The 20,008-nt window shown below is 67.3% G+C and carries 22 protein-coding genes; 16 read left to right on the top strand and 6 right to left on the bottom strand.

Features of this window, described 5'->3' with window-relative positions; all coding sequences use genetic code 11:
* The first annotated feature begins 81 nt into the window (after positions 1–81).
* Positions 82–1,560, top strand: a complete 1,479-nt coding sequence (locus ABIE19_RS02840) for a S41 family peptidase (RefSeq protein WP_354087605.1) — start codon at positions 82–84, stop codon at positions 1,558–1,560.
* 554 nt (positions 1,561–2,114) lie between these two features.
* Here the strand turns inward: ABIE19_RS02840 and ABIE19_RS02835 are convergent.
* The 6 genes from ABIE19_RS02835 to ABIE19_RS02810 form a co-directional block, all read right to left on the bottom strand.
* Complete coding sequence (locus ABIE19_RS02835; RefSeq protein WP_354087604.1) at positions 2,115–2,720, bottom strand: cysteine hydrolase family protein; 606 nt, start codon at positions 2,718–2,720, stop codon at positions 2,115–2,117.
* A gap of 186 nt (positions 2,721–2,906) precedes the next feature.
* On the bottom strand, positions 2,907–3,407 hold the full coding sequence (locus ABIE19_RS02830; RefSeq protein ID WP_354087603.1) for a pyridoxamine 5'-phosphate oxidase family protein: 501 nt from the start codon (positions 3,405–3,407) through the stop codon (positions 2,907–2,909).
* Between the two features lie 112 nt (positions 3,408–3,519).
* Positions 3,520–5,253, bottom strand: a complete 1,734-nt coding sequence (locus ABIE19_RS02825) for an asparagine synthase-related protein (protein ID WP_354087602.1) — start codon at positions 5,251–5,253, stop codon at positions 3,520–3,522.
* Positions 5,250–5,873 (bottom strand): lasso peptide biosynthesis B2 protein, encoded by a 624-nt coding sequence (locus tag ABIE19_RS02820; RefSeq protein ID WP_354087601.1) that lies wholly within the window; start codon positions 5,871–5,873, stop codon positions 5,250–5,252. Before ABIE19_RS02820 ends, ABIE19_RS02825 begins: the two co-directional genes overlap by 4 nt.
* A 56-nt stretch (positions 5,874–5,929) precedes the next feature.
* Complete coding sequence (locus tag ABIE19_RS02815; protein WP_354087600.1) at positions 5,930–6,166, bottom strand: hypothetical protein; 237 nt, start codon at positions 6,164–6,166, stop codon at positions 5,930–5,932.
* 73 nt (positions 6,167–6,239) lie between these two features.
* On the bottom strand, positions 6,240–6,851 hold the full coding sequence (locus ABIE19_RS02810; RefSeq protein ID WP_354087599.1) for a GntR family transcriptional regulator: 612 nt from the start codon (positions 6,849–6,851) through the stop codon (positions 6,240–6,242).
* Positions 6,852–7,051: 200 nt separating this feature from the next.
* Here ABIE19_RS02810 and ABIE19_RS02805 point away from each other — a divergent pair, with 200 nt between their 5' ends.
* The 15 genes from ABIE19_RS02805 (at position 7,052) to ABIE19_RS02735 (ending at position 19,894) form a co-directional block, all read left to right on the top strand.
* Positions 7,052–7,558 (top strand): XRE family transcriptional regulator, encoded by a 507-nt coding sequence (locus tag ABIE19_RS02805; protein WP_354087598.1) that lies wholly within the window; start codon positions 7,052–7,054, stop codon positions 7,556–7,558.
* 59 nt (positions 7,559–7,617) lie between these two features.
* The gene (locus tag ABIE19_RS02800; RefSeq protein WP_354087597.1) at positions 7,618–7,911 is read left to right on the top strand and encodes a helix-turn-helix domain-containing protein; all 294 of its coding nucleotides are present in this window, start codon (positions 7,618–7,620) and stop codon (positions 7,909–7,911) included.
* Positions 7,912–7,937: 26 nt separating this feature from the next.
* Positions 7,938–8,552: a lytic transglycosylase domain-containing protein gene (locus ABIE19_RS02795; protein WP_354087596.1), complete on the top strand. Its 615-nt coding sequence runs from the start codon at positions 7,938–7,940 to the stop codon at positions 8,550–8,552.
* Positions 8,549–8,851 carry a TrbC/VirB2 family protein gene (locus ABIE19_RS02790; RefSeq protein ID WP_354087595.1) on the top strand — a complete coding sequence of 101 codons (303 nt, stop codon included), beginning with the start codon at positions 8,549–8,551 and terminating at the stop codon, positions 8,849–8,851. The genes ABIE19_RS02795 and ABIE19_RS02790 overlap by 4 nt, the downstream gene beginning before the upstream one ends.
* A 174-nt stretch (positions 8,852–9,025) precedes the next feature.
* The gene (locus ABIE19_RS02785; RefSeq protein WP_354087594.1) at positions 9,026–9,361 is read left to right on the top strand and encodes a VirB3 family type IV secretion system protein; all 336 of its coding nucleotides are present in this window, start codon (positions 9,026–9,028) and stop codon (positions 9,359–9,361) included.
* Positions 9,354–11,729 (top strand): VirB4 family type IV secretion/conjugal transfer ATPase, encoded by a 2,376-nt coding sequence (locus ABIE19_RS02780; protein ID WP_354087593.1) that lies wholly within the window; start codon positions 9,354–9,356, stop codon positions 11,727–11,729. Before ABIE19_RS02785 ends, ABIE19_RS02780 begins: the two co-directional genes overlap by 8 nt.
* On the top strand, positions 11,726–12,451 hold the full coding sequence (locus ABIE19_RS02775; RefSeq protein ID WP_354087592.1) for a TrbJ/VirB5 family protein: 726 nt from the start codon (positions 11,726–11,728) through the stop codon (positions 12,449–12,451). Before ABIE19_RS02780 ends, ABIE19_RS02775 begins: the two co-directional genes overlap by 4 nt.
* Positions 12,448–12,675 carry a hypothetical protein gene (locus ABIE19_RS02770; protein ID WP_354087591.1) on the top strand — a complete coding sequence of 76 codons (228 nt, stop codon included), beginning with the start codon at positions 12,448–12,450 and terminating at the stop codon, positions 12,673–12,675. Before ABIE19_RS02775 ends, ABIE19_RS02770 begins: the two co-directional genes overlap by 4 nt.
* Before the next feature lies 1 nt (position 12,676).
* Positions 12,677–13,597, top strand: coding sequence for a TrbL/VirB6 family protein (locus tag ABIE19_RS02765; RefSeq protein ID WP_354087590.1), 921 nt, complete (start codon positions 12,677–12,679; stop codon positions 13,595–13,597).
* A 213-nt stretch (positions 13,598–13,810) separates the two neighbouring features.
* Positions 13,811–14,494 (top strand): VirB8 family type IV secretion system protein, encoded by a 684-nt coding sequence (locus ABIE19_RS02760; protein WP_354087589.1) that lies wholly within the window; start codon positions 13,811–13,813, stop codon positions 14,492–14,494.
* Entirely contained in the window at positions 14,491–15,315 is an 825-nt protein-coding gene (locus ABIE19_RS02755) for a TrbG/VirB9 family P-type conjugative transfer protein (protein ID WP_354087588.1), read from the top strand. Before ABIE19_RS02760 ends, ABIE19_RS02755 begins: the two co-directional genes overlap by 4 nt.
* Positions 15,312–16,445: a type IV secretion system protein VirB10 gene (gene virB10, locus ABIE19_RS02750; RefSeq protein WP_354087587.1), complete on the top strand. Its 1,134-nt coding sequence runs from the start codon at positions 15,312–15,314 to the stop codon at positions 16,443–16,445. Before ABIE19_RS02755 ends, virB10 begins: the two co-directional genes overlap by 4 nt.
* On the top strand, positions 16,445–17,452 hold the full coding sequence (virB11, locus tag ABIE19_RS02745) for a P-type DNA transfer ATPase VirB11 (protein ID WP_354087586.1): 1,008 nt from the start codon (positions 16,445–16,447) through the stop codon (positions 17,450–17,452). The genes virB10 and virB11 overlap by 1 nt, the downstream gene beginning before the upstream one ends.
* Entirely contained in the window at positions 17,418–19,274 is a 1,857-nt protein-coding gene (locus ABIE19_RS02740) for a type IV secretory system conjugative DNA transfer family protein (RefSeq protein ID WP_354087585.1), read from the top strand. The genes virB11 and ABIE19_RS02740 overlap by 35 nt, the downstream gene beginning before the upstream one ends.
* Complete coding sequence (locus ABIE19_RS02735; protein ID WP_354087584.1) at positions 19,271–19,894, top strand: LPD7 domain-containing protein; 624 nt, start codon at positions 19,271–19,273, stop codon at positions 19,892–19,894. The genes ABIE19_RS02740 and ABIE19_RS02735 overlap by 4 nt, the downstream gene beginning before the upstream one ends.
* Positions 19,895–20,008 lie beyond the last annotated feature (114 nt).

The following is a 20,008-nucleotide window of genomic DNA, read 5'->3' as shown; positions in this document are numbered from 1 at the left end:
GGAATCCGATACGTATGACCGAAATTTAAGTAGCCGGCGCCCCGTCGAGATCTCACCCTTGGATCAGTTCGGGGAGTTTCCATGAGACAAGCCATCACGGTCGCCTTGTTGAGCCTTTCAGCAATGATCGCTGAAGGAGCGGCGGCTCAAGATAGAACGCAGCCCGTTCTTTGGGGCCAAGCTCTGCGAGAAGATGCGCAGGCGTTCCACGACCTGATTGCGAATAACCACCCTGGTCCGATCGACGCTGCGAATCCGGCGTTCAATGTCTCGCTTGAAGCTGGATTGGCGCTGGCGCTCGATCGCGCCCAGACGGCAGACAGCTATGCCGCCTGGCGCGCCGCATTGACCGAGTATGCGGCCTCCTTCAACGACGGCCACCTGGGGCTGACGCAGATCGAGGACAGCAGCGAGCCGGTCGTCGTCCAATGGCCCGGCTTCCTGGTCGGTCTGCGGTCCGGTGAAGCGGGAGAACGCTACGAGGTGGTCTATAGTCGCGACACGGCCGCGCCGCCTGTGGGAGCCGTGCTGGAAGACTGCGACGGCCGGTCGGCGGAAGCCTTGGGCTACGAAATGATCGGGCGCGAGGTCGGGCGCTGGTCCCTGCACGCCACGCGCGTCAGCCACGCCGTTTGGACGTTTGTAGATGCAGGCAATCCCTATGTTCAGCGGGCTCGACAATGCCGGTTTGATGTGGACGGTCGCAGGACCACCCATACCCTGACTTGGCGGCCGCTCGACCCGACAGACCGGGACGCCGGCATTGCAACGGCGAACGGGGAGCGGTTCACCGCTTCCACGCTGATACGGCCGTGGAGCGGGGGGATGTGGCTCGAACTCGGCGACTTTGGAGCCGACCCGCGGACGGCGGGCGGCGAGAGATTGACCGACATGCTGGCGGACGCCGAAACCCGGGTGGCTCAATTGCGCGGCGCGCCTGTGCTTGTCTTCGACCTGCGCGGCAACAACGGCGGATCTTCGACGTGGCTGACCTCTTTGGCGCGCACGATCTGGGGCGCGGACTATGTCGACGCCCGTGTGATCGATGATGCGACGGTCGATTGGCGAGCCTCGGCGGACAATCTGGCTAAGCTGGAAAGCTATGTGGCCCAGTTCAGCAGCCAGCCCGAGACGCTCGCCTATCTGAACACGCTCATCGACGGCATGCGATCGGCGATGGCGGAGGGCGAGCTCCTCTTCCACGAACCGAAGGCGCCGTCTCCGGCTCCGACGACAACCCTGCAGAATCCTGTAGCCGGTAAAATCTATGTTCTGACCGACTTCGGCTGCTCCTCCGCCTGTCTGGACGCGGTAGACACCCTGACGGCCTTGGGCGCCGTTCAGGTCGGCCAGGAAACCTCAGCGGACACCCTGTACAACGAGATCCGCTACGTCCCGCTGCCGAGCGGCCGCGCCACCGCCTATGTGCCAATGAAGGTCTATAGGGAAAGATTGCGCGCCAACAACGAACCCGCAGTTCCAACCCATGTCTGGGCCGGACCGATTGCCGATACGACTGGCATCGAAAACTGGATCGCGCATCTCAAAGACAGTGACTAGCATCGGACGGGCTCGATGACGCTCTGGCCTCGCCTCAGATTTCGCCGTCCCTCAGGCCTGTCTTGCAGGCGAGGCCATTGTTTCCAGGACGACCCATCGCCGATGCGCAAATCGGCGATGGGCGCTTCCCTCCAAAGGAAGACGCGGATCGAAGCGTCACCTTCACGATCCGCGCACCAGGGTAAAGGCCTCGCTGACAGAGGCGGTTCCAAGCAGCGACGGCTATCTTCAGCGGGCGGCCGCAGCGGAACGCACTGAGGCGCGCGCCTCCCGGTCTTTCAAACGCTTTCTCAGTTGAGAAAGTCATCGGACAAGCTTTCGGGAGCCGAAGTCGCGACAAGGGCGTTGCCTAGGCCTGACGGAGCGGGGCCTTGAAGATGTTGATGAAGGCGGTGTCCCGCGGCCCTGGGAAACAGGCCGACGGTCTGCCGGGCCTCCTATGTCTATCTGAGTCTGATCGCGCTCTATGAGACGGGGGAGACAGCCGATCTGCTGCCGGGTCAGGACACCCAGGGTTTCGAGCCTGTCCTTGCGCGCCTCTTGGACCAGACTGTCTAATCCCAGGCTTCTAGAACCTCGGCGCATTCCGCCGTCTCCACTTGCTGGCCGAAACGGTGGTGGTAGAGGCCCAGCAAGGCGTCGTGAGACTGGTCCGACGAACTACATATGGCGTCGGCGACCACTACCACGCGAAAGCCCAGGTCAACGGCGCCCAGTACGGCGGCCAGGACGCACATGTCCGTCTCCGCGCCCGTCACCACCAAGGTATCGACCCCGCTGGAGAACAGTGTGCGGGCCAAGCCGGTCCCGATCCATGGGGAGTAGCAGACCTTGTCCAAGACCCTGGCGGGCGGGACGAAGGTCTGAAGCTCTGGCAGGAGTTCCACCCTGTCCGCGCCAAGGTTCTCAATCGTGATGGAGGCCCATCTTTCCCAATAACGCCGCCAGGTTCCCTGCCCTTCGCCGGGGGTGCGCGCCGGTATGAAGCGGGTGAAGCAGGTGCGTTCCGCCTTTCGTTCGCACAGCCGCATCACGACCGGCAGGACGCGGGGCATCCAGGGCGTGCGCCAAGCCGTGTCCTCGGCGAACAGGCGCTGCATGTCCACGCATAGATGCACGGCATTGGCGTGAATGGGGCCGAATTGAATGCCGGAAGCCATAGAGGGACAAGTCCCGGCCAATGGACCGGTTCCAGGACCGTTCGCAGCCTCCTTCACTGGTCTAGGCAAAGACCCTTGCGTCAATACCAAGCCCAGGCTCTCAGACCGGCCATCCCGTGCACACCTACATACCTCGGGCTGGTCCTGTGTCGGAAACCCGACATTAAGTCAGGAACGCTCAGGACGTCAGGCCAGGTTCACGTCCGCGACCCCGCCCGCATCGGGCGTGCTCTTGGTAAGGTTGGCCTTAAGGATTTCATAGCCGAAGCCCAGCACGCCCTTGTCGGAGACCCAGACCCGTCCATCCTCGCCGTCGAAACGGATCATCGTCAGGTGAGGATCGTTCTTGCCTTCTGGATACCAGGCCGCAACGACGGGATTCCAGTAGCGGTCGATGCGCTCGCGATCCTGATCAATCACTAGACGCCCATGAATACAGGCCTGCAGCTGTTCGTCCTTGGCCTGATAGCAAAACATCCCCGTCTGACCCCGGTCGGCGACGTCACGGGCGAAGTCCGTGTCGTCGCGCGTGAAAAACCAGATCGCTCCGGATTCCGGCTCGCCGAAGCCGGTCATTGGTTGATGGTGATAGCCCGGCCTGTCGATACCCAGCATGCCAGCGTTCGACTTCTCCAAGCTCTTCCAAAAAGCCTTTTCCGCTTCGATCGGCGTCAGTTGATCGCTCATGAAACCTCTCCTTTTTTCGTCTCTGATCAACCGATCCCCCGGGGACAGGTTCCTCCCGAACCGGCCTGCTTGCCGAACTCTTCTGGGCGCTCGGTCGGCCGCCGTCTCGGCGTCAAAGGCGGATTCCCTCCGCCCGCCTCCGCTCGATCCGGTCGCCCCAATGTCGCGCCCAGGATTCGAGCACTCCGAGCAGAAGGGGACGATTGCCGTCAGGGCTCCACATCAGCCGCTGAGGCGACAGGTCGCGCTCGAGTTCAACTCGATCCAATAGCCGATGCTCCGTCAGCCGTCCCTCCATGAGGAAGGGGCGTAGCACCGGCAGGCTCGACAAAAGGACATGACCATAAAAGACGCTCAGGTCGCCCTTGTCCCGTCGCTCGGCGATCAGGGTCGGCAGACGATCGGCGAAGGCGAGACGGGCCAGTCCTCGATCGCGTACGCCCGCTAGGAGTTGGTCGGCGGGCACGGCCAAGGCATGTTCCATCACGGGCTGACTGAGCAGGGGATGGACGAGGTCGGCAGCCCTTGCGCGCTGACAGTCTCCCCAAAACAGCTGACAATTGGCTAGTCGGAGGATTTGACCTCGCTTGCCAGGCGGCAGGTCATCGCAGTTTTCCAGCCAGGGATGATCGCGTCCGCGCGCCGGACGCGCTCGTCCGCCTCCCAAGGCCACGGCCGCGACGGACCAGATCGAGTGTCTCGTCCAGCGCCCGACCTCGGCCCAGTATCCGGGTTCGACCCCTTTCCACCCCCTGCGCCGGCGCCGATCGACGGCCACCTGAGGATCCGGCGCCTGGAAGAAGACAGCATCCCCGCCCTGGCCGGTCACCAGTCCCGTCGCACCCGCCTTTCGCAGTCGATCCGCCATTTCCTGGTCGTAGGCCGTATCGACTCCTTGCAAGGCGGGACGGACGCCCCATCCCAGGGGTTCGAGTTGTTCGAGCGTGATCGGCGCAACAGGCTTTCGAACCACCTCCAGGCAAAGCCCGCTCATCCGCGCGGCGGCCAGGGCATAGGCGCGCTCGTCGCCCTCGACCCAATCTCCATAATAGTTGACGAAGCGGACCGCGTCGGCTCGACCGGAAGCAGCCAGGCTGCTCGACACGACGGCCGAGTCGAGGCCGCCCGAGATTTCGCCGATCAGGCCTTCCTGTCCATCGGCTTCCGCCGCCACCGCCTCATCCACCACGCTCCGCAGCGCCTGGGGCGAAGGATCGACGCGACGCGTCCGCCAGATGTCTGCAGGTCGCCAGACGGGCCGCCGCACCAGGGCTCGACCGACGACCGCATGCTCTCCTGGGGCCACCGCCGTCAGACCTTTCAACGGCGGCTGATCGCTCACCAGACCAGGCTGTTCGGCGATCTCGCCGAGGCGCTCCCAGTCGATCGCCAGCGTCGCCGGCAGAAGAACATCCGCTTCCGGCGGAGGTTGGTCGGCGGTCAGTCTCAACCCGCCTCTTCGCCACGTCAGGCAATCGACGGCTCCGCTGGGATCCCGCAGCATTGCGAGGTCTCCGGCGTCTGTCCGCCAGGCCAGCACATACCGGCCCCAGCCGCCGCCCGCGGCCGCCCGAGCAAGTTCCTCGGGACTGCGGCTGCCGCCGATCAGGGCCGAAAGAGCCTGCCCGTGGGGTCGATAAGTTCCTACGAGGACGCAGCGACGGTGGATGAGGCGCACCTTGGGCGGCCGCCGCGGTCCCACGAAGACTTCCAGGTCCTCGACGGCCAAGGCGGAGCGCCACCCCGCCTGTTTCAGGCCCCGACGCCCCGCTTCCAGGACATGGCGATCCTCGGCGTCTCCTCCTGGCGACTGGATGATCAGATAGCCGCTGTCTGAAGGTCTCATCGTCGATAGATCGGCGTATAGGCGGCCAGCCGCTCGACATCGTCATTCAGACAGAGGTCGTCCAACTGAACCCAGCAGTGAGCCATGAAGGGCCACAGACGCACGCCGAACACCCAATCGGCCTCCAGTCCCCTTTGCTTGAGAAACCGCATCAGCAGGGCCGACCGCACCAGACATTCCCCCTCGATCGGCAGCCAGGGCGCCATCCGCCAAAAAGCTCGCGCCGCTTCCGCGACAGAAGCCCGCGTCCGGTCGCCCTCCGGCCCGTCTGCGAGCGCGAGATAGGCGGCCACCCCGGCTCCTTTTCGGATCGCTCGGACCGCCAAGGCCGACCCCACGGCTCCGACCCACATGGCGATCGTGGGCGGGCGTTCGGGGCGTTGGTAAATGACCGTCGCCGTCGGCCGCCGGGGCGGCGGCCGACGCTCCGGGACGGGCTCCGTCGTTAGAAGCCCCGCCTCGCTAAGAATGGAAAGCGTCACGTCATCCATGAGTTCGCCGTATCCAATCGCCGCTCCCGCCCCCGGCACGCAGGCGTATTCGTCTCCGGCCAGATCCAGAATGATTAGAGTCTCGCCCACCGCCGCAACATGCACGTCAGGTCTGAGCCCAGCCGTCATCGTCATCTCCCACGGGATGTGAGGACGCCGCCCTGAGAGCGACGTCCTCGGCCATATCAGCGGGCCGCACCGTTCATTTCCCAGCGCTGGACCGGGATGAGTTCGAAGCGACCATCGGGCGAATCCGCGCGCGTCCGCTGCTCGGCGCCGCCGAGACGCAGGATGTCGGCGCGGGCGCCGAGGTCGTCGTAGCGGTAGACGGGGTTGAGCTCGGCCTTCTCAGTGCCGATCTCGGCACGGGTCTGAACGGCAGCCGATCCGAGGCGGATCAGGCCTGAAAGGGTCTTCAACATGACGATACCTCCGTGAACCGACGCGGAATGCGTCGGCCCGACGATGGAGCGCCGACCCTCCTCTATATGAAAGCTATATTCGCTCTATACTTTCATCCGACCGCCGCATGGCGTTTGCAATGCTGATCGAAGCCGACATTCGATCTTCATGGTAACGGACCAGGGCGGCTCTGAACTCAAGCGCCCGGCCGGTCTTGAGCAGGCCTTCAAGCCCCGCCACCTGTTCGGGCTCAAGAGGGGCCGCCGCGGCCTCTACCAGACGAATAGGACGTAGGCGTGCAGCGGCCAGACGGTGAGTGCGGATCAGGATCCGATTTCCTGATCGCGCCGTCACGCAGGCGAAGACCTGCTCCAGGCGCTCAAGGAGCGACCCGTTAGGCGCTTTAACGAATTCAACCGAGGCCACAGGCGGGAGATCAATCGCCCAGAGAACAAGGCGCTGATGATAGTCGTAGAGTTCGGCGACATCGGTCGCGGCTAGGCTCGGTGCGAAATAGCCTCGCCCGGGCCAGTGCTCGACGAGGCCCTCGCCGGCGAGCCGCGCGAGCGCTTCTCTGACCGGCGTGGGGCTCAGCCCCAGCTCGTGGGCCAGACTGGTGATGACCAGCGGCATGCCCGAACCGAAACGCCCCTCCCCGGCGAAGCCCGCCAAAGCCGACAGCGCCTGACCATAGGGATCGCGCATTCTCATGACCGCCTCTCCCCCCAAAAAGATATTCACGCCGCTCCCGCCAATAAACGAATAATAATTTCGCTCAGGCGTAAGTTCTCAGGGACCGTTACTTTCCCGACTTTCATTTGAGTCAGCACTGGCCCATTTTTCAACCTGCGGAGGCGTCGGGGATCGGATCAGGTCGTCTCGCCAGCGGGGGAGAGAGACGGACCATGGGACCGGAAAAACGCCAATCCCAAGCCGCCACGCTTTCGGCGTCGCTTCGCATGATCCGGATGCGCCGCCGCATGCGGACGGTCGATGTGGCCGAGAAGATGGGGATGCGGCCCCGGACCTATGAGTTGTTCGAAGCCGGGAAGGGCAAGGTCCATCATGAACGCATCCACCGCTTTGCGCGGGTTACGGATTCGGACCCCTACGCCATCTTCGCAGCCATGGCCTTCGGATCGCCGGAGTTCGCCCTGCGGGCGGCCGACAACAAGCTGGTGGAGATTCTCGTGGTGGCACTGCACGCCCTGGACGAGGACATGGGGGACGGGATCAGCGAACTGGATGCACGCACCATCATCAACACCGTCACCCGGGCCTTCAAGGAGTTGGCCCTGCAGGCGGTCCGTCGCGACGAAGCCGCCAGCGCCTGGTTGAAACAGAGGCTCGAGAAACTGATTCCCCCGGATCTGGCAGAGGATGAGTCCGCGACCGGCAAGGAGGCGCCGTAAATCTCACCCCGCGAAGTTGCGGGCTGGCCGCAAGACGACGTCCCGGATGTGCTGACCCCATGCGCCAGCCCTCCTCCTCCACATCCCCCACGAGCGCCCTCACGGACCGCCAGCGCCAGTGCCTGGACCTGGCCGCTCACGGCCTGACGTCCGCCCAGATCGGCGCGGTCCTGGGCCTTTCCCCCCGCACGATCGACGAACATCTCGCGGAGGCGTGCCGAGGTCTGGGCGTAAGGACGCGCATCCAGGCCGTGGCGCGCCACGCGGCCGCCGCGCCATGCGTCCGAGATGACGCCACCGTAGACCTGCGACGGGGGACCAACGGGTCGATGCTGAAGCCCCGGCAAGGCTGAATGGCGCTCCAAGCCGGAGCTCGAACGTGCTGAACCTCGCCGCCATACTCCTCCTCGCCCAGGCCTGCGCCCCCCAGACGGCGCCTGAGACCCTGGCCGCGGTCGCCTATGCGGAAAGCCGGTTCGATCCTCTGGCGATAGGCGTCAATCGCGGTCCGCGTCCGGCGCGGCGCCCCCGCGACGCCGGCGACGCCGCCCGGATCACGCGCGACCTCCTTCAGCGCGGCGCCAACCTCGATCTGGGGGTGGCCCAGATCAACAGCGACAACCTGGACTGGCTCGGCCTGACCCCGGAAACCGCCTTTGATCCCTGCCGCAACCTCGCGGCCGCCGCTCAGGTTCTGCAGGCCGGCTACCGACCGCAGCCGAATGAAACACCTCAGCAAAGCCTGAGGGTCGCCTTCTCGCGATACAACACGGGCCACCCGAGCCGAGGATTTCGCAACGGCTATGTCGCCAGGGTCGAGGCCGCCGCCGAGGTCCTGGGTCTTGTCGAGGCGCTCTCCGACATCTCTGCGCCTTCGGCGCCTGCCGCCGCGCCGCGGCCGTCCGTCGCCGCCTGGGATGTCTTCGGGCGCGCGCGTTCGGCTGAGCGCCTTGTCTTCGCATCCACCGACCATTCACAGGGAGGTCAGAGATGACTGCTCACACCGCCCGCGCACGACGGCTCGGTGCCCTCGGCCTCATCGTCGGCGTGTCCAGCCTTCTGCTGGTCCAGCCGGCCTTCGCCTCGGCCAATGTCGAAGGCCTGCTGCAAAACGTGGTCGACATGCTGACCGGCAATACGGCGCGCCTCCTCGCAGTGCTGGCCGTCGTGGTGGTCGGCATCCTCTGGATGTTCGGCCTGTTCGATCTCCGGCGCGCCGCCATCGTCGTGCTCGGCATCATCGTCGTCTTCGGCGCGGCCGAGATCGTCAATCTGATCACCGGCGGCGCCTGATGAGCCCGGCCGCTTCCCTCCTCGTCCTCAGCGCTGCAGGAACCGCCTCCATCCTCGGACTGGCGCTTGGCCGACGGCTGATCTCACCCCTGCGTTTCGCCCAGATCCTGGGCGGCCTGGGCTGCGGCCTCAGCATCGCTCTCGGCGCGGCCCGTCTCTTGTTCGGAGGCGGACATGGCTGAGGAGCGCCTAGCCGAAGACCCGCTCTTCCTGGCCTGCACGCGTCCCGCCATGATCCTGGGCGTGCCCATGGAGGCCATGGGGGTCAACGTCATCGTCTCGGGGCTCGTCTTCCTGATTGGAGGCAGCCTGGTCTATCTGCTCGTCGCGCCCGTCCTTCACCTCGTGTTTCGCGCCGTCTGCCGGACCGACCACAACGCCTTCCGGCTTCTCTTCCTCTATGTCGACACCAAGGGGCGGGCGCGCAACGGCGCCATCTGGGGCGGAAGTTCGCCCTCGCCGCTTCCTCTCGTCCGTCGCCACCGCGCCGCGGAGCTGACCCGTGGCTGAGGGCGGGATCAGCGCCAGCCGCCTCGGGCGTGAGGGGGACGCCCGATCGAACCTGCCCTATGCGCGGCACCTCAACGACCATGTCGTGGCCCTCGACAGCGGCGCCCTCATGCTGATGTTCAGGATCGAGGGCGCGAGCTTCGAGACCGCGGACGCCCGCGACCTCAACGACTGGCACGTCAAGCTCAACCAGGCCTGGCGCAATCTCGCCGACGAGCAGTTCGCCGTCTGGCATCACCTGATCCGTCGCCGCGTCGCGCTTGAACCCTCAACCGGTTACCGATCCGGCTTCGCCACTGAGCTGGGCGCGGCCTATGACGCCCGGACCGCCGCCAAGCCGCTCTGGATCAATGAGCTCTTCGTCACCCTGGTCCTGCACCCGGGCCGCGATCCGTCCCGGAGAACGGCCGCTCTGATGCGACGCCTGCGCGCTGCTCGTCGCGAAGACCCGGATTCCGCCCTGGTCCCTCTACGCCGGATCGAGGAGGCGGGGCGCGACCTCGCCCAGTATCTGGACCGCTACGCTCCGCGCCGAATGGGTCTCTATGAGCGGAACGGCCTCTGGTTCTCGGAACCCATGGAGATCATCGGTCTGGTCCTGACGGGACGCCGATCCCCGGCCCCGATCGTCTACGGCCATCTCGGCGCCGCCCTTTATACGACCCGGGCCATCTTCGGCCGCGAAACCCTCGAGCTGAGGGACGTGGCCGCCGCCCGCTACGCCGGCGTCCTCGCCATCAAGGAATATCCCGCCACGACCCGTCCGGGCCTATGGAACGGCCTGCTCAGCGCCCGTTTCAGCTTCGTCGTCACCCAGTCCTTCGCCTTCCTGTCCAAGGCCTCCGCCCGGGCTGTGATGGAGCGCAAGCAGAACCAGATGGTCTCGGCCCGCGACCGAGCCGAATCCCAGATCGCCGGACTGTCGGAGGCGCTGGACGAACTGACGAGCAACCGCTTCGTCATGGGCGAACACCAGGCCTCGGTCCTTATTTATGGCGACACGCCGACGGAACTGGCGGATCACCTGTCCAAGGCGCGCGCCCTTCTGGCGGATTCAGGCCTGGTGGTCGCGCGTGAAGACCTCGGCCTCGAGGCCGCCTTCTGGTCCCAGTTTCCGGGGGCCTTCGCCCGACGCACCCGCCCCGCAGCCATCACCTCGCGCAACTTCGCCGCGCTCGCCCCCCTCCACGCCCATCCTGTCGGCAAGGCGGCCGGAAACCACTGGGGGCCCGCCGTCGCGGCCCTGAGGACGACCGCGGGCTCGCCCTTCTACTTCAACTTCCACGTCGGCGATCTGGGCCACAGCTTCATCTGCGGCCCGTCCGGCTCCGGCAAGACGGTCGTGCAGAACTTCATGCTGGCTCAGCTGGAGCGCTTCGACGCCCAACAGATTTTCATCGACAAGGACCGGGGTGCCGAGATCTTCGTGCGCGCCAGCGGCGGGACCTATCTGGCCTTGGCCAATGGAGAGCCGACCGGCTTCGCCCCCTTCAAGGCCCTGCCGCCTTCGCCCCGCAATCGCGCCTTCCTGGTCCGCCTGGTCCGGACCCTGGTCAGCCGCTCGGGCGAAACCCTGACGGTCGCCCAGGCCCGCGCCATCGATCACGGCGTCGCGGCGCTGGAGGCCCTCCCCCGCCGACAGAGATCAATAGCCGCCCTGAGAAGCCTTCTGGGCCAGGGCGACGCGGAAGGCGTCGGCGCCCGGCTCGAGCGCTGGCGACGCGGGGGACCGCTCGGCTGGGTCCTCGACAATGACGAGGACGCCCTGAGCCTGGAGGCCCCGCTCGTCGGTTTCGACATAACCGAGGTGCTGGACCATGACGAGGTCCGGACCCCCGCCATGCTCTACCTCTTCCACCGCATCGCCGAGCGCGTGGACGGGCGGCGGTTGATCCTCGACATCGACGAGTTCTGGAAGGTCCTCGGCGACCCCGCCTTCACCGATCTCGCCCAGGACGGTCTCAAGACCTGGCGTAAGCAGAACGCCCTGATGGTGTTCGGCACCCAGTCGCCCGCCGACGTCCTCAGGTCCCCGATCGCCCACGCCGTCCTCGAACAGTGCGCGACCAAGATCTTCCTCCCCAACGCCCATGCCCAGGCGACCGACTATGTCGACGGCTTCGGCCTGAGCCAGACCGAGTTCCACCTGGTCCGGGACATCCTGACGCCCGCGTCCCATCGCTTCCTGGTCAAGCAGGGGCACGACAGCGTGGTGGTCGAACTCGACCTTGGCGGCATGGACGACGCTCTGGCGATCCTGTCCGGCCGCACCGAGACCGTGGCCCTGCTTGACCGGCTCCGCGCCGAGACAGGCGATGACTACGCGCAATGGCGCGATCTCTTCCACGCCCGAAGGAGAGCCTCATGAAAGCACGTCCGCTCGCGGCCCTGATCGGCGCCGCCTTTCTGTCCGCAGCCCCCGCGGTCCAGGCCCAGCACATCGTCCACGACCCGACCGCCTACGCCAAACTTGTCGAGGACGCCCGCACCGCCCTGCAGCAACTGCGGGTCCTGCAGGCGCAGATCGAACAGGGCCAGGCCCTTTTCGACAGCCTGAACGCCGTCTCCGACGTCAACGCCCTGGCCGGCGTCCTCGGTCAGTCCGAAGTCCGCACCCCCCTTCCTGACCTTCGCGCCTTGCGGACGGCGGCGGAAGGAAACCTGACGGCGCTCGGCGATCTCGCGGATCGCGCCGCCGCCATCCGCCGCGAGACCCGCCTCTACACCCCGCCGTCCGGCGACCTTGCGACAGCGGAGACCTATTATCGCGACAGCCTCGAACGCGCCGGGGCCCGGACAGCCCGGGATTTGGCGATCGGGGAAGCCGTGAGCCAGGCCTCAGACCGGAGGCTCGAAGGCCTGGAAACCCTCCGCCGGGCCCTGGACGCCGCCCCCAACGCCCGCGCCGTCCTGGATCTCGAGGCCCGGCTCGCGGCCGAACAGGCCCTGATCCAGAACGAACAGCTCCGCCTTCAGGGCTTGGCCCTGACCCAGGCTGCGGAAGCCCGACTGGAGGAACAGCGCGCCCGCGAACAGGCGGAAGCGGCGAGGGCGGCGCGCCAGGCTCTCTATGAGCGGGCCTTCCCATGATCCGCCGGACCGCCTTCCTCGCCCTCCTCATTCTCGCGGCCTGTTCCCAGCCGCCACGCGACGCCGAAAGCTTCGCGCGTGCGCCTCAGGACGCCGCCCGGGTCATTGCGGATTGCGAGGCGGGTCGCACGGACCGCGATTGCGACGCCGCTCGCCAGGGCTTGGCCGAGGCTCGACGTGGAGCGCGGATGGCCGCCTACGCCCAGACCATTCGGGAGCCCTGACATGGCGTTCCGGGTCTTCGAACCGAGCTATGACTTCATCGACGACCGCCTGAACGAATTCCTCGGCAGCCGTCTTTCCTCCGTGATCGCCGAGGTTGAAGGACCGCTGAGAATAGCCCTCGTCCTCTATGTGATCCTCTATGGCTTCGCCGTCTTGCGCGGCGCCATCAGCGAGCCGGTAATGGATTTCGCCGTCCGCTCGATAAAGCTGGCCTTGGTCTACGCCCTGGCGACGACGACCGCCTATTCCAGCTTCGTCACAGAGCCGCTCTTCACCGGCCTGCCCAATGTCCTGACCCGCGCCGTCAGCGGGGCCGAGGCGCCGAACGTGGGCGCCGCCTTCGACCAATTCTTCGCCTATGCGGCCTGGCTTGGCGAGGACATCGCCCGGAACGCCTCGCCCTTCAACTCCGGCGCCTATGTCATCGCGGCGGCGGTCTTCATCATCGGCGCCCTGGCGGCCGCCCTCGGCTTCGGCGTGGTCCTGGTCGCCAAACTGGCCCTGGCCCTGCTCGTGACCCTGGGTCCGATCTTCATCGCCTGCGCCCTGTTCGACGCCACCCGCCGCTTCTTCTTCGGCTGGTTGAGCCAGGCGGTGAACTACCTCGTCCTCTTCGCCCTGATGATCGTCATCGTCCAGCTCGTCCTCTCCCTGGTGAGGGATCAATGGGGCTCGATCCAAGGCGCCGACCCCATGATCGGCGGCCTCATCTTCATCGCCCTATGCCTGCTCGGCGCGATCTTCTTCCTGCAGACCCCGGCCATAGCCGCGGGCGTGGCCGGCGGCGCCAGCGCCGGCCTGGCCGACTTCGCCAACGCCGCAACCCTGGGAGCCGGCGGCTCGGGCGGCGGTCGCGCCCCCCAGGAAGCCGGCCGCCAGCCGCCCAGAAGCGGTGGAACCATCCGACCGAACGGAGCCTGACATGTCTCTTCGCCGCCCTCTGCCCTCAGTCCTCCTGTGGGCCGTGCTTCTCGGGAGCTGCGCCTCCCTGCCCGCCCCGCCCCTGCCGACCTGCGACGGCGCGTCTCGACGACCCGCCAACCCCCATGGCTCCGTGCTGTCGCCCGCCCCTGCGGCGTCGCCGCCGACCCAGACAGCGGCCGAGGCTGAAATCCCGCGGCCAGGGGGATGCGCATGACCGGCGTCCCCTCCGACGAGCTGAAACGCTACTTCGCCCAGGCCCGGCGCTGGGATCAGGACCGCCTGTCCTCCGCCCTGCGCTCGCGGCGCTTCGCCTGGATCGCGGCCGGGGCCGCCACCCTGCTCGCGATCGCTTCAAGCCTCGCCGTCATCGCCCTGACGCCGCTGAAGACCAGCGAGCCCTTCGTCATCCGCGTCGATCAGTCGACCGGGGCGGTGGACGTTGTCAGGGGTCTGTCGGACGACCAGGGGCCGGCGCGCTACGACGAGGCCGTCAGCAAATACTTCCTCGCCCAATATGTGCGCGCCCGGGAAGGCTATCTGGACCCGGCGGCCGAGGACGCCTTCCGCATGGTGTCCATCCTCTCGGCGCCCGGCGAACAGACCCGCTGGGCCGATCTCTACCGAGGCTCCAACCCTCAGAGCCCTCAGAATCTCTACGGCCCCGACGGCGAGGCCGCGGTGGCCATCCGCGCCATCGGCTTCATCAACGCCGACGTCGCCAATGTCCGCTTCCGGCGCACCGTCCGTCACGCCCGTCAGGTCGTCGAAACCGACTGGATCGCCACCATAGCCTTCACCTGGACCCGCGCGCCGATGACGGAGGCGGACCGGCTGCGCAATCCCCTGGGGTTCCAGGTCGTCTCCTATCGCGCCGACCCGGAGGTCATCCGATGAAAACCCTCGCCCTCGCCTTGGGTCTGGCAGCCCTGGCGCTGGCCGACCCCGCACTCGCCCGAGAACCGACCGATGCGCGCATGCGTGAGCTCGTCTATGCGCCGGGCGAGGTCTACCGCGTGGCCGGCGCTTTCCGGACCGCGACCCAGATCATCTTCTCCTCCGAGGAAACCATCCGGCACGTCGCCATCGGCGACAGCGTGGCCTGGGAGGTCGCGGCAGAGGGCTCGGTCCTCTTCCTCAAGCCGCGCGAACGCCACCAGACCACCAATCTTCTCGTGGTCACCGACCGCGCCGGACAGGCCCGGCACTACGCCTTCGAATTGGCCGCGCGGGATCCGGGCGGGCGGGCGTCGATCGCCTATCAGATCCGTTTCCTCTACCCCGAGGATGATCAGGCCCGGGCCGCCGCCGCCCTCGTTCGATCCGCCGACCTGGCGGAACAACGCCTCATCAGCCTGCAGCTGCAGCAGGGTGCGATCCAGGGACCGCGCAATCTCGCCTATTCGGTCCAGGGCGACAGCCGGCTTCAGCCCAGTGAAGTGAGCGACAACGGTCGCTTCACCCTCCTGCGCTTCCCGGGCGCCCAATCCCTGCCGGCCCTGTTCGAGGTCGGCGAGGACGGCGCTGAACGGCTCATCCCCTATGACGTCCGGGGCGAGTTCGTCGTCATCCACGGGACGGCGCGCGGTCTGCGCCTGCGTCGAGGATCCTCGGTGCTATGCATTTTCAACGAGGCCTTCGATCCCCGCGGCGCCTCCGTGTCCAACGGGGCCGCCTCTCCAACCGTCGAGCGCGAGCTCACGGGAGGTCGGCCATGACCGTCGAGCCGCCGCTGCAAACGAGATCAGACCAGCCCGATGTTCCGCCGACCGGTCAGGACCGTGGCGTTTCCCCCATCGCGGGACGCCTGGGCGGACACGAGGGACAGATGACCGCCCTGGCCGCTCTCGCCGCCGGTTGCGGCGTCTTCCTCTTCGCGACCTGGGACAGGGGCGACGCCCGGGACCGCAAATCCCCGACTGCCCCCGAACCGGCGCGCTCCGGCGCGCCCTTTGAGCCGGCCCGCCGTCCGGAGCCGCCCCTTCTCGCCCAGGCCGCGGAAGATCCGAATGCGCCGCTCCTGGTCGATGGAGAAGATCCTGTGCCTGCGATCGAACGCTCTGCGGGAGCGAGCACCGCCGCGCCCTCAAGCGTCTCGGCGGCGGACCAGCGGCGCGCCCTGGCCGAGAGCGCGCAGCGGGCCCCCTTGCTGGCCTATAGCCGTTCAGGCCGAACCCCGGTCGGCGCCGATCACACGACTCCCTCGCCCGCCGCCCCTCACCGGACGCCTTCTTCGCTCGAGGACCTTCGCCGCCTCAGCCCCATCGGCCAGGCCGACGCCGGCCGTCTCCCCGATCGCAACCTCCTGATCGTCGCTGGAACCAGCCTGCCCTGCATCCTGCAGACCGCCATGGACAGTTCCACGCCGGGCTATGTCAGTTGCCTGGTGTCCCGCGATGTCTACTCCGACAACGGCGCCGTGGTTCTCATGGAGCGCGGGACCAAGGTTCTCGGCGAGTATCGCGGCGGGCTGGAATCCGGGCGACGGCGACTGTTCGTGCTCTGGACCCGAGCCGTCACCCCGACGGGCGTGGCGGTGGCCCTCGCCTCGCCCGCGACCGACGCCCTGGGCCGCTCCGGCTTCGACGGCGAGATCGACACCCGTTTCTGGGACCGATTCGGCGGCGCGCTCCTTTTGTCGATCGTCGATGACGGGGTCTATGCAGCGGCGGGCGGCGGAGGCGACTTCCAGGCCTCGGCGCGCGTCCCGTCCGACGCCGCCGCGGTCGCCCTGCAGAACTCGATCGGCATTCCGCCGACGCTACGCAAGCCGCAGGGGGCCGAGGTCTCCATCTTCGTCGCCCAGGATCTGAGCTTCGCGGGCGTCTATCGCCTTCGGCCGCGCTGATGGAGGACACCGCCGTCCTCGACCACTATCTCGCGCCGCTCCGCCCCTTCCTGGCGCCGGAGGAGGTCACGGAACTGGTCGTCAACCGCCCGGGCGAGGTCGGGGTTGAAGCCGCCGGCCTATGGCGATGGCGCGGCGTCCCCGCACTGACCGAGGCCTGGTTGCGCACCCTGGCCGTGGCGGCGGCGGCCTTCACCCGGCAGGACATCGACGCCGAACACCCGATCTGCTCCACCCTCCTGCCCGGCAACGAACGGTGCCAGATCGTTCTTCCCCCGGCCGTGCCGAGCGGCGCCGTCTCCCTGACGATCCGCAAACCCACAAGCCGTCACATGGGCCTCAAGGACTTCGAAGCCGCAGGCCTTTTCGCTGCGACGGCGGTCATGACCGGCGACGAGGCGGACCCCGTGGACGCCGCCCTCACGGTCCTGCGGCAAGCCCGGGACTGGCCCGGCTTCTTCCGGCTGGCCGTGGAAAGCCGGCGCAATATTCTCATCTCCGGCGCGACCGGCTCGGGCAAGACCACCTTCGCCAAGGGGCTGGTGGAGCTGATTCCGGCCGATGAGCGGCTGCTGACCATCGAGGACACGCGCGAACTCGTCGTCCCACACCGCAACGCCGTCCATCTCCTCTACGCCAAGGACGGTCAGGGTCTCGCGAGGATCGGACCCAAGGCCCTGCTGGAAAGCGCCCTGCGCATGAGACCGGACCGGATCCTGTTGCAGGAGTTGCGCGACGGCACGGCCTTCTTCTACCTGCGCACCGTCAACTCGGGCCATCCTGGATCGATCACCACCGTGCACGCGGACTCCGCCGCCCTGGCCTTCGAACAGCTCACCCTGCTGGTGCGCGAATCCGAAGGGGGCCGCGACCTGCCCCGCGAGGATATCCGCAGCCTGCTGCACCTGATGGTCGATATCGTGGTCCAGATGAAGAAGGTCGACGGCCGTTACCTGATGACGGAGGTCTGGCATGACCCGCATCGCAAGCGCGCCTCCGGCGGCTAGGGCGGCGGCGCTGTTTCTGGGCGCGCTCGTGACGATCGCCCTCCTCCTCGGCCTCGCCGCCGTCGTCGCCCTGGCCGGCCTCGGCCAGCTCTCCCCTTCGGTCGAGCCCGCCCGCGTTCCCGCCTGGTTCTGGTACTATCGCGACGATCCGCGGGTCGGCCGCTGGATCCTCGCCGGCCTCTTCATCGCCAGCCTGGCCGGCATGATCCTGATCGCGGCCGCCATCGCCTCCCGCCGTCGCCCCCTGCACGGGGATGCGCGCTGGGCCTCGGTCTCGGAACAGCGACGCGCCGGCCTCCGCGCCGAGACCGGGTTGGTGCTGGGCCGCGACGGCGGCGACTTCCTGATCGCCGATGGGCCGGAACACGTCATGCTCTACGCCCCCACGCGCACCGGAAAGGGCGTGGGGGTGGTGATCCCCAACCTCCTGACCTGGCCGGGTTCGGTGGTGGTCCTCGATATCAAGCGCGAGAACTACGCCGCCACCGCCGGCTTCCGGATCGAGGCCGGACAAAGGGTCCTGCTGTTCGACCCGCTCGCCCGCGACGGCCGAACCGCCCGCTTCAACCCCCTGGCCCACATGGAGCGCGCCGACGCCCTGGCCGTCCTCGACGAGCTGCAGCGCATGGCCTTGATGCTCTTCCCGACGCCGCCGCAGACCGATCCCTTCTGGTCAGAAGCGGCGCGAACCGGATTCATCGGGGTCGGCGCCTGGGTCGCGGCGACCGCCGAACGGCCTTTCACCCTGGGCGAAATCTTCCGTCAGCTCACCCATGGCGACCCGCGCGAACGGTTTCCCAAACTGATCAAGGCCCGCCACCGGGCGGGCCGCCCTCTGCCCGCCGGTTGCGTCTCGGCCTTGTCGGACTTCTGCGCCTCCAGCGAAAACACCTTCGCCTCGATCCGTCAGTCGATCACCACCCGCATGGGTCTTTGGCTCAACCCGCTCGCCGACGCCGCCACCTCCGCCTCCGACTTCGACCTGCGCGATCTCCGACGCGGCGGCCTGTCGCTCTACCTGGGGGCCAGCCCTGCCGACATGGTTCGCGTCGCGCCCCTGTACAGCTTGCTGTTCCAGCAACTCGTGGACCTGAGCAGCCGATCCCTCCCCGGCCTTAAAGACCGGCCGGTGCTGGTGTTGCTCGACGAATTCGCCCGGCTGGGGCCTGCTCCGCTGCTGGCCCATGCCTTTTCCTGGGTCGCCGGATACGGCCTGCGCCTCTTGCCGGTGATCCAGAGCCCGTCGCAGTTGCGCGCTCTCTACGGGCCGGACGTCACCGAGGAGATCCTGACCAACTGCGGGCTGGAGGTGGTGTTCGCGCCCAAGGAGCTCCGCGTGGCCCAGGAACTGAGCGACCGACTCGGCTTCTACACCTACGCTAGCCGCAGTCTGAGCCGGCCGCGCGGTCTGGGCGCCGGTCGGCGGACCCTCACCGTCTCCGAGCAACGCCGGGCCCTGATGCTGCCCCAGGAACTGATGCAGTTGTCGGACCGCGACCTGATCATCCTCAAGGCGGGCCTGCCGCCGGTTCGGGGCCGCAAGATCCGCTACTACCGCGAGCGGACCTTCGTGCGCCGCCTCAGGCCGGCGCCCGTCCTCCCGGCCGTGCTCCCGATCGCAGCCCCGACGTCCCATTCCCCCTCGACCGCCGCGCCCCCCCCTCACGACCAACCGGAGACTGACATGGAGCTCGACGCCGTCATTCGCGCCTTCACCGACGAAGGCTGCCCGCCTCCGGCCGCCGGGGCCTCGGAAGCGGAGATGGAGGCCTGGCTGGATCGGGCCCTGACCGACCCTCCCGTTCTGGAGCGTGAGCCATGAGAGCGCCCCTTCCCGCCACTGGCGGGCCGGCCCCGGACAATCATCTCGGTCCCGATCGGGCCCGACACGGCGAGAAGAGCGAGCGATCCATCCTCAAGGGCGACATGCCGTCCGCCCTGCTCGACCGCTATCTGATCGAACGCGACCGCCAAGGTCGGCCGCAAGCCTTTTTCCGCGACCCTCGCGCGACCGAGCCCGCCTTCCGGGATCATGGACGACGACTGAGCACGCCTCATGCCTATCCGGACACGATTGGCGACATGCTCAAGGTGGCCCGCCATCGCGGCTGGACCCGGCTCCGTGTGGAGGGTGACGAGGCCTTTCGTCGGGATGTCTGGATCCAGGCTCGAGCTCAGGGGCTTGAGGTTTCAGGATATCGACCTCGGGAGCGCGACCGGCAGGCGGCCGGCGAGACGTCTCCCGCGCTGAACACCGCCAGGGCGCCGACCGTGGATCTGGATCGACGCCTGAAGATGGCCGCCGGCGTCGTCCGTAAACTGGTGTCGGATCCGGAGGCTCGGCATCGTTTGCTGAACCGCGCCGCGGCGCTTGTATCGCTCAGACGGGACCGTGAACCCTCCGAACGGTCACGCCCTCGAAACACGGATAGAAGCCGCTAGGATACGTACCAAGCCGCTTTAAAGCGCAACACCCCATATACGGGTGATTGAGCCTTAGTATCCTCGCAAACACCCACATACGGGTTTTAACTGGATTGTTCGCAACAATGTACG

It is taken from the genome of Brevundimonas faecalis, assembly GCF_040549405.1.
Taxonomy (GTDB): domain Bacteria; phylum Pseudomonadota; class Alphaproteobacteria; order Caulobacterales; family Caulobacteraceae; genus Brevundimonas; species Brevundimonas faecalis.
Note: the sequence above shows the minus strand (reverse complement) of the source record. Positions and strands in the feature narration are given on the sequence as shown.